Annotated in this window: 1 protein-coding gene; it reads left to right on the top strand. The window is 52.7% G+C overall.

The genetic code is table 11. From position 1 onward, the window contains the following. Positions 1–274: 274 nt before the first annotated feature. A complete protein-coding gene (locus tag TQ39_RS19795; protein ID WP_050006804.1) occupies positions 275–1,483 on the top strand; it encodes an IS110 family RNA-guided transposase in 1,209 nt (402 codons plus the stop codon). Positions 1,484–1,609 lie beyond the last annotated feature (126 nt).

Below are 1,609 nucleotides of genomic sequence, written 5' to 3'. Positions count from 1 at the left end.
ATTACAATAAATTTGGACAGGAAAGCCGGGCAGCCAGTCCGGCTTTCTTTCCATCTCGTGCCTAAGCTACAATAAGAGGAGCAACTGGCTGACCCTTGCCTCCTTGGGCTTTTATGTCCGTTGGAAAGACTGTTAGCCATCCTCTTGTTGCAGCGTTCGATTTGAGCAGGTTGAGCCACCGGATACCGGAGAGTTCGTGTCACCCAATAGATTGAATCGGCAGCGAGAAAAGATGGATTTCCGGTTGCAGATTCTTTGTGTTGGAGGAATGTGAATGAACTGCGTTGGCATCGATGTTTCCAAGGGTAAGAGCATGATTGCAGTCATGCGGCCCTTCGGAGAGGTAGTGGTTTCACCCTTTGAAGTGCGCCACACCGCCAGCGAACTGAGCGAGCTGGCAAGGCTGCTCAAAAACCTGGACGGTGAGACCCGTGTGGTGATGGAATCCACGGGCAATTACCATGCGCCGGTGGCCTGGCTGCTCCACGGCGCGGGGTTTTATGTCTCCGTAGTCAATGCAATGCTGGTGCACGACTACGGGAACAACAGTTTAAGACGGGGCAAGACCGACAAGAAGGATGCCGTGAAGCTGGCCAACTACGGCCTTGACCACTGGCTCACACTTCCGAGATATGTTCCGGAAGAGGACACCCGGCTCATGCTGAAGACCTGCTACCGGCAGTACCAGCAGTATTCCAAAGTACAGACCATGCTGAAAAACAACCTGATCTCCCTGCTGGACACCGCTTTCCCAGACGCAAACCGCCTGTTTACCAGTCCGCCCCGCGCCGATGGCAGTGAGAAGTGGGTGGACTTTGTCGCCACTTTTTGGCATTGCGAGTGTGTCTGTGGTCTGTCTAAGAAAGCCTTTACCGCCAAGTACCAGAAGTGGTGCAGAAAGCACGGCTACAATTTCAGCCAAGATAAGGCGTTGGATATTTATGCCTCTGCCTGTGGACGCTTCGGTGTCATGCCGAAAACAAATACGGCAAAACTTTTGGTAGAACAGGCCATTTCCCAACTCCAGACAACTTCCGCCGCATTAGCTGCTCTCAAGCAGGAGATGCAGTCTCTGGCAGCTTCTCTGCCGGAGTATCCTGTAGTGATGGGAATGTTTGGTGTTGGCCCTACACTCGGCCCCCAACTCATAGCTGAAATTGGCGATGTGCGCCGTTTTCATTCCAAGAAAGCGCTGGTGGCCTTTGCAGGCATTGACGCCCCGCCCTACCAATCTGGCCAAATAGATGTCCGCAGCCGCAGCATTTCCAAAAGGGGATCTGCCTCACTGCGCAGGACACTTTTCCTGGTGATGGGCGTCCTCCTGCAATGTGCCCCAATGGATGAGCCGGTCTACCAGTTCATGAACAAGAAACGCTCTGAGGGCAAGCCATACCGTGTCTACATGATGGCATCCGCCAACAAGTTCTTGCGTATCTACTACGCTTCTGTGAAAGCCTATTTGGATTCCCTGGAACACGACTGATTCCCCTGCGTTATACCATCTGGCTGGCCGCCGTTTCGATTTTGAGTTGCTCGGCGGCTTGATTTTGTGTTGCCTTTTTCGCTGCTCCCAAAACCTGAAATTTCTACTTGACTTTTGTTAGCAGGT

The organism is Ruthenibacterium lactatiformans (assembly GCF_000949455.1).
Taxonomy (GTDB): Bacteria; Bacillota; Clostridia; order Oscillospirales; family Ruminococcaceae; genus Ruthenibacterium; species Ruthenibacterium lactatiformans.
This window is presented reverse-complemented; position numbering and strand designations above follow the sequence as displayed.